This window comes from Pseudomonas mandelii, assembly GCF_002251635.1.
GTDB classification, from domain to species: Bacteria; Pseudomonadota; Gammaproteobacteria; order Pseudomonadales; family Pseudomonadaceae; genus Aquipseudomonas; species Aquipseudomonas mandelii_B.
This window is the reverse complement of the sequence record NZ_NMOJ01000225.1, coordinates 1-7,670: the sequence shown is the minus strand read 5'-3', so window position 1 is coordinate 7,670 and position 7,670 is coordinate 1. Positions and strand designations below refer to the sequence as shown.

At 58.6% G+C, this 7,670-nt stretch carries 5 protein-coding genes and 1 pseudogene; 3 read left to right on the top strand and 3 right to left on the bottom strand.

What is annotated here, in order from left to right; all coding sequences use genetic code 11:
* Positions 1-140: 140 nt before the first annotated feature.
* From B7L09_RS27155 to cobA, 3 genes and pseudogenes are all read left to right on the top strand, one after another.
* Positions 141-1,397, top strand: a pseudogene (locus tag B7L09_RS27155) (NAD(P)/FAD-dependent oxidoreductase); the annotation flags it as partial.
* A gap of 2 nt (positions 1,398-1,399) precedes the next feature.
* Entirely contained in the window at positions 1,400-4,114 is a 2,715-nt protein-coding gene (locus B7L09_RS27150; RefSeq protein ID WP_176457782.1) for a nitrate reductase, read from the top strand.
* 10 nt (positions 4,115-4,124) lie between these two features.
* Positions 4,125-4,910, top strand: coding sequence for a uroporphyrinogen-III C-methyltransferase (gene cobA, locus B7L09_RS27145; protein WP_094471456.1), 786 nt, complete (start codon positions 4,125-4,127; stop codon positions 4,908-4,910).
* A 75-nt stretch (positions 4,911-4,985) separates the two neighbouring features.
* Here the strand turns inward: cobA and B7L09_RS27140 are convergent, their stop codons facing one another.
* The 3 genes from B7L09_RS27140 to B7L09_RS27130 all read right to left on the bottom strand — a co-directional run bounded on the left by B7L09_RS27140 (position 4,986) and on the right by B7L09_RS27130 (position 7,630).
* Entirely contained in the window at positions 4,986-6,020 is a 1,035-nt protein-coding gene (locus tag B7L09_RS27140) for an OmpA family protein (RefSeq protein ID WP_094471455.1), read from the bottom strand.
* A 107-nt stretch (positions 6,021-6,127) separates the two neighbouring features.
* On the bottom strand, positions 6,128-6,718 hold the full coding sequence (gene sigX / locus B7L09_RS27135; RefSeq protein ID WP_094471454.1) for an RNA polymerase sigma factor SigX: 591 nt from the start codon (positions 6,716-6,718) through the stop codon (positions 6,128-6,130).
* 87 nt (positions 6,719-6,805) lie between these two features.
* Positions 6,806-7,630: a mechanosensitive ion channel family protein gene (locus B7L09_RS27130; protein WP_094471453.1), complete on the bottom strand. Its 825-nt coding sequence runs from the start codon at positions 7,628-7,630 to the stop codon at positions 6,806-6,808.
* Positions 7,631-7,670 lie beyond the last annotated feature (40 nt).

Here is a 7,670-nt window from a genome sequence, read left to right as displayed (position 1 = left end):
CGAGCTTCCCGAGAGAACGGGACCAGGACAAAGGCGTCCTCGCTAGNNAACTAGCGGGACGCCTTTTTTGTTTGCGCAAAATATGTCGAGCAAGACCTGACAGCCCTGATGAGGCGGGTCCGAGCTCCCCGGAGAACCTGATGAAAAAACTCAAATTGGTGATGATCGGCAACGGCATGGCCGGGGTTCGCACCCTCGAGGAATTGCTCAAGCTGAGCAGCGACCTGTACGACATCACGGTCTTCGGCGCCGAACCCCATACCAACTACAACCGCATCCTGCTGTCACCGGTACTGGCCGGTGAACAGACCTTCGACGAGATCGTACTGAACGATCTCGACTGGTACCTGGACAACCACATCAAATTGCTGCTCAACCGCAGAGTGGTGGAGATCGACCGNATCAAACGCATCGTTATTGCCGAAGACGGCAGCGAAGCCGAATACGATCGCCTGCTGATCGCCACCGGCTCAACGCCGTTTATCCTGCCGATCCCCGGCAACACCTTAAAGGGTGTAATCGGCTACCGCGACATCGCCGATACCCAGGCCATGATCGACACCGCCAAGACCCACACGCACGCCGTGGTGATCGGCGGTGGTCTGCTCGGCCTGGAAGCCGCCAACGGTCTGATGCTGCGCGGCATGCACGTGACTGTGGTGCATATCGGCGAATGGCTGCTGGAGCGCCAGCTGGACAAGACCAGCGGCCAGTTACTGCAAACCGAACTGGAAGCCCGCGGCCTGCATTTTCGTCTGTGTGAACAGACCCAGGCCCTGCACGACGCCGGCAATGGCCGCGTTGGCTCCGTGCAATTCAAGAATGGCGACATCATCCCCGCCGATCTGGTGGTNATGGCTGCCGGCATTCGCCCTAGCACTGAACTGGCGGAAAAATCCGGCATTCCCTGCCATCGCGGGATTCTGGTCAATGACACCCTGCAAACCTATGACCCACGGATCTATGCCATCGGCGAATGCGCCAGCCACCGAGGAACCGCCTACGGCCTGGTGGCGCCGCTGTTCGAGCAAGCCAAGGTCTGCGCCAATCATCTGGCCCAGTTGGGCTTTGCGACCTATAAGGGTTCGGTCACTTCGACCAAATTGAAGGTGACCGGCATCGACTTGTTCTCGGCTGGCGACTTTATGGGCGGCGAAGGCACCGAGACCATCACCCTCTCCGACCCGATCGGTGGCGTTTACAAGAAACTGGTGATCAAGGATGACGTGCTGGTCGGTGCCTGTCTGTACGGCGATACGGCCGATGGCGGGTGGTATTTCCGACAGATTCGTGAAAATCACGACATCGACGAGATCCGCGATCACCTGATGTTCGGCGACGCTTCGTTCATGGAGCAGGCCATCGGCGACGCAGGACACTCAGGCAGGGAAGCAAGCTGATGAACCAGATTACCGCTTCCACCTGCTGCTACTGCGGGGTCGGCTGCGGCGTGCTGATCGAGCATGACGGCGAGCGCATTCTCGGCGTCAGCGGCGATCCGAGCCACCCGGCGAACTTCGGCAAATTGTGCAGCAAAGGCTCGACCTTGCACCTGACGGGCGACNTGACNGCCCGCGCCTTGTACCCGGAGCTTCGCCTGGGCAAAGGCCTGGCCCCTGCCCGCACCGACTGGGACACGGCTCTCGAACACGCGGCCAACGTGTTCGCCGACACCATCGCCGAGCACGGGCCGGACAGCGTGGCGTTCTACATATCCGGGCAATTGCTGACAGAGGACTATTACAGCTTCAACAAACTGGCGCGGGCGCTGGTGGGCACCAACAACATCGACAGCAATTCGCGGCTGTGCATGTCGTCCGCAGTGGTCGGCTACAAGCGCAGCCTCGGGGCCGATGCGCCGCCNTGCAGTTATGAAGACCTGGAGTCCAGCGACTGTGTGATGATCGTCGGCAGCAACATGGCCTACGCCCACCCAGTATTGTTCCGACGCCTGGAGGAAGCTAAATCCCGGCGTCCACAGATGAAAGTCGTGGTCATTGACCCCCGGCGTACCGACACCTGCGATTTGGCTGACCTGCACTTGGCGATCTTGCCGGGCACGGACGTCGCGTTGTTTCACGGAATTTTGCATCTGTTGCTGTGGGAAGACTGGATCGACCGCGACTTCATCCAGGCTCATACCGAAGGTTTGGCCGAACTGAAAAATCTTGTACGCGATTACACGCCGTCAATGGTGTCGCAGCTGTGTGGGATCGAGGTCGAGCAATTACAGGAATGCGCCAAGTGGGTGGGCACCTCCACGAGTTTTCTGTCGCTGTGGTGCATGGGGCTGAACCAATCCACCGCCGGCAGTGCGAAAAACAGCGCGCTGATCAACTTGCACCTGGCCACCGGGCAAATCGGCCGGCCGGGTGCAGGACCTTTCTCCCTGACCGGTCAGCCAAATGCCATGGGCGGACGGGAAACCGGCAGCCTGTCGAACTTGCTGCCTGGCCATCGCGAAGCGGCCAATGCCTTGCATCGCGCGGAGGTCGCGGCCTATTGGGGCGTTGATCAACTGCCGGAAAATACCGGGCTCACCGCGATCGAGTTGTTCGAGCAGGTTCGCAGCGGAACAATCAAAGCCCTGTGGATCGCCTGCACCAACCCCGCGCAATCACTGCCAGACCAAACCGCCGTGCGCGCCGCCTTGGCCGCCTGCCCGTTCGTGGTCTTGCAGGAAGCCTTTCGCACGACCGAAACTGCTGCCTATGCCGACCTGCTGCTGCCTGCCGCCAGTTGGGGGGAGAAGGAAGGCACAGTGACCAACTCCGAACGGCGTATTTCCCACGTGCGCCGGGCCATCGTCGCACCGGGTGAAGCGCGTTCCGACTGGGCGATCACGGTGGATTTCGCACAACGCCTGGAAAAACAGCTGCGCCCCGGGCAAAACAGTTTGTTTGCCTTTGAAACGCCGGCGCAGGTCTTTGACGAATACAAACTCCTGACCTGCGGGCGTGATCTGGATTTGTCCGGCATCAGTCATGAGCTGATCGATCGCCTCGGACCACAACAATGGCCCTTCCCCACTGGCGCCAGCGAAGGCACTGCACGCCTTTATCTCGACGGTATTTTCCCGACCGCCAGCGGACGCGCTCAGTTTGTGGCCGATCCATATCGCGCGGCCAAGGAACAACGCGACGCACACTTCCCGCTGACGCTGATCACCGGCCGCTTGCGCGACCAGTGGCACGGCATGAGCCGCACCGGCACGGCGGCGCAGCTGTTCGGTCATGTCAGCGAAGCCGTGTTGAGCCTGCACCCGGATGAATTGCGTCGGCATCGCTTGCAACCTGGCGATCTGATCAGTCTGAAAAGTCGTCGTGGCGCGGTGATCGTGCCGGTCGCCAGCGACGACAGCGTGCGGCCTGGCCAGGCCTTTCTGCCGATGCATTTTGGTGACCGTTTTCTCAAGGGTGGTGTGAACACCCTCACCCTGCCCGCCTTCGATCCACTGTCGAAACAACCGGAACTCAAACACAGCGGCGTGCGACTTGAGCCGGTGCAGTTACCGTGGCAGCTGTTCGCCCTGGTCGAAGGCAATGTTCAACAACATTTTGAGACGCTACGACCGCTCTGTGAGGCGTTTTCCTACGCCAGCCTCAGCCTTGTCGGCCGAGAACGTCCTGCGCTGCTGATACGCGCTGCCAGCGCCATCGCGCCTGATCCGCAACTGCTGCGTGACATCGACCAATGCCTGGCGCTCAACAACGGTCCGGTACTGGCCTACGACGACCCACGGCGCTCCATCGGCAAACGCGTGCGGATCGAGAACGGGCGGATCACCGCGATTCGCCTGGCCGGCGAAACACTCGCCCAACACTGGCTGCAAAACCTCTGGCTTGAGGGACGCGTCGACGAACAACTGCGGCGCTGGCTGCTGGCACCGCTGAGCGCGCAACCGGGTAACGCGGGTACAGCGGCCACTGGCACGAAAACCCTGTGCAACTGCAAGAACGTCAGTCAAAGCGCGGTCTGCGTCGGCATCAGCCGTGGCCTGGACTTGCAGGGCCTGAAACAAGAATTGGGCTGCGGCACGCAATGCGGCTCCTGCGTACCGGAAATCAAACGTCTGCTGGCTGCCACTGCGCAGCCGATCGCCGTCATCTCGTGAGGAAAATACGATGAGCGCAAAAGTCTGGCTGGTGGGCGCAGGTCCTGGCGACCCTGAATTACTGACCCTCAAGGCTGTTCGGGCGTTGAGAGAAGCGGATGTGGTGTTGATCGACGATCTGGTCAATGACGCGGTGCTGGAGCATTGCCCCGGCGCGCGGATCATTGCCGTGGGCAAACGCGGCGGCTGTCGCTCCACGCCTCAAGCCTTCATTCATCGACTGATGCTGCGTTATGCGCGCCATGGCAAATGCGTGGTGCGGCTGAAGGGCGGCGATCCGTGCATCTTTGGTCGCGGTGGGGAGGAGGCGCAGTGGCTGCGCGAGCGCGGCGTTGAAGTCGAATTGGTCAACGGCATCACTGCCGGGCTGGCGGGTGCTACGCAATGCGATATTCCGTTGACCCTCAGAGGCGTTGCCCGCGGCGTGACGCTGGTCACCGCCCATACGCAGGATGGCAGCAGCCTGAACTGGCAAGCCCTTGCCCAAAGCGGTACGACGCTGGTGATCTACATGGGTGTGGCGAAACTGAGTGAGATCCGCGAGCAGCTGCTGGCCGGGGGGATGGCTGCGGATACGCCGGTGGCGATGATTGAAAACGCGTCCCTGCCGCACCAACGGGAATGTCGGAGCGATTTGACGACCATGGAACAGGATGCCTCAGCGTTTGAATTAAAAAGCCCGGCCATCCTGGTAATAGGCGCTGTTGCAGCCCGCTCTGCGTTTTACTGTGGGAACGAGCCTGCTCGCGAGGAGGCCTTGTCCGTCGACATCAATGTTGGATGTCGACGCGTCTGACGGTTTGCCCCTCACCAAATCGCAGACAAAGAAAAGCCCGGCCTAAGCCGGGCTTTTCTCAGAGCTGCGGGCTAATTACTCAGCTTGAGCTTCTACCGAGGCTTCTACGCGACGGTTGATAGCGCGGCCAGCTTCAGTTGCGTTGTCAGCAACTGGGCGGGATTCGCCGTAGCCAACAGACTGAACGCGGGACGATTCAACACCGTACTGGTTGGTCAGAACTTGCTTAACGGCGTCAGCACGACGCTGGGACAGCTTCTGGTTGTAAGCGTCAGGACCGACGGAGTCAGTGTGACCTTCAACAACGGTGGTGGTCTGTGGGTACTGTTTCATGAAGTCAGCGAGGTTTTTCACGTCGCCGTAGCTGTTAGGCTTGACTACCGACTTGTCGAAGTCGAACTTCACGTCCAGCTCAACACGAACAACTTCAGCAACTGCTGGGCAGCCATCAGCGTCAACAGTTACGTTGGCTGGGGTGTCCGGGCACTTGTCAACGTTGTCGCAAACGCCATCGTTGTCGCTGTCGGAGCAGACTTCAGCTGGTGCTGGAACTGGAGCAGCAGCAGGCTTGGAGCCGCCACCGAAGTTCACACCGATACCGACGCTTGGAGCCCACTCGGTGTCGCCCTGGTCGATGTTGTATTGAGCTTCAACGCCAGCACGGGCGTAGAAGTTCTCGGTGAAGTACAGCTTAGCACCGCCACCAACGTTGGCGAAGGTGGAACGGTTACGACCGCTCGAACCGTTCTGACCGATGCTCTGATCGGAGAAACCAGCCGATACGTACGGACGCAGCATGTCACCTGGGTTGTTGAAGTGGTACAGAGCGTCCAGAGCGGTGTTAGCGCCCTTGATGTTACGACCGTCGTCGGAACGCACGTTGTGCACTTCGTCGTAGCCCAGACGCAGTTCAACGTCGTCGGTCAGGAAGTAACCAACGGAACCGCCGAACAGGTTGCCGTTGTTCTTGAAGTTACGAGCGCTGTCGAATTGCTCTTTCTTTGCGAAGCCTTCGATTTCAACTGCGCCTTGGCCTTGTGCCAGAGCGCCGAACGAAGTGGCGGCAATNAGAGAACCAATGGCAAAGCCCAAGGTGTTTTTCAGTTTCATCCGTTAAATCCCCATCTGGTGATTGTAAAGCAGTCCCACAAACCGGGGGACAACTCGGCGACAAGTCTAACAGAACTTGCCTACACGTAAGAGATATTTGCACCGAACTAAGTTTCAGTACTGCCCGCAAATTTCTCACGTAATTTATCAAGAGCACGTTTGTAACGCATTTTTGTAGCACTCAAACCCATGTGCATGATGTCAGCAATTTCCTGAAACTCGAGCTCTGCGACAAATCGTAGCACCAGAATTTCACGGTCAATTGGATTCACATACACCAGCCAACGATCGAGTCCGCCCTTNTCCTCGGGTTTCGGCNTCTTTTCTTCAGACGCTTCCTCAAGGGGGTCCAGACTCAAAGCGTCCATCAAGCGACGCTTCCGCCGTTCCTTACGATACTGCGTGATGCACTCGTTGTACGTGATGCTGTAGAGCCATGTCTTGAACTTCGATTTCCCCTCGAAGTTCTTCAGGCCGTACAGCACCTTCAGCATCACTTCCTGACAGACATCGTCTGCGTCGCGATCGTTCCCCAGATATCGTGCACAGACGTTAAATAATGTTCGTTGGTACCTGCGCATCAATTCTTCGTACGCGCGTGTTACGTGAAACAGCTCCGTGTGCGAGCGCGCGACCAACTCCTCATCAGAGAGCTCACGGGGGTCATAGCGCGTAGACAGCGTTTGGGCTTTATTCAAAACAAGTCGTGCCGACAGTCAGGTCAATGTCCGCTACAGCCCGGTCACCGCCATTTGCGGCGGCATACATTAGCAGGGTTTGCCGGGTTAGCGGCTACTCACATGCTGCTCCAGGAGGATCCGATTGGAGAGAGAGACTAGCTCACCCTCATCGGTCAGCAATGTGGTTTTAACCGTGCCGATCTCTTCGATCTGACCTTCGACCTCGCCAACACGCACTTGTTGCCCAACCTGATACAACTCACGCACATAGATTCCCGCAAGAATCTGACCGGCAATTTCCCGGCTACCCAACCCCATGGCCAGCGCAACGGCCAGACCAACGGTAATCAAAACAATCACAATCACGTGGTTAAGAAGGTCAGTTTTGACCTCCAACTGGCTGATCGCGACGGAAATACTGATGATGATCACCAGCCCCTGGGCAATTCGCCCCAGGCCCGCAGCATAGTCCAAGCCCACGCCTTCGGCTGCCCCACGCACCAGACCGTTGGCCAATTGCGCCAGCAAAACGCCTACCAGCAACACCAGCGCGCCGCCGAATACTTTCGGCAAATACAGCGCCAGCATGTCGAGCGTAGCTGAAACTCGCTCAAGTCCAAGGGATTGAGCCGCAGAAACCAGAAAAATAAGTAAAACGAACCAATAGACAATCTTGCCAATCAGGGTCGAGATCGGCACTTGCAGGCCGGCCCGGGACAGCAACTTGGTCAGACCGGTGCCGCCCATCAGGCGATCAAGGCCCAGCTTGGCGAGCAACTTGGACAGCAAAGTATCCAAAAGTTTCGCAACGACAAAACCCAACAGCAGCACGACCAGTGCGCCGAACAGGTTCGGGATGAAATTGGCCACTTTGGTCCACAACGCAGTCATCGCGGTGACCAGGCTCTGGGTCCAGAGATCAAGTTCCATATTCAATCAGCCTTATCAGCAGTGCGAGCAAGAGGTTTAC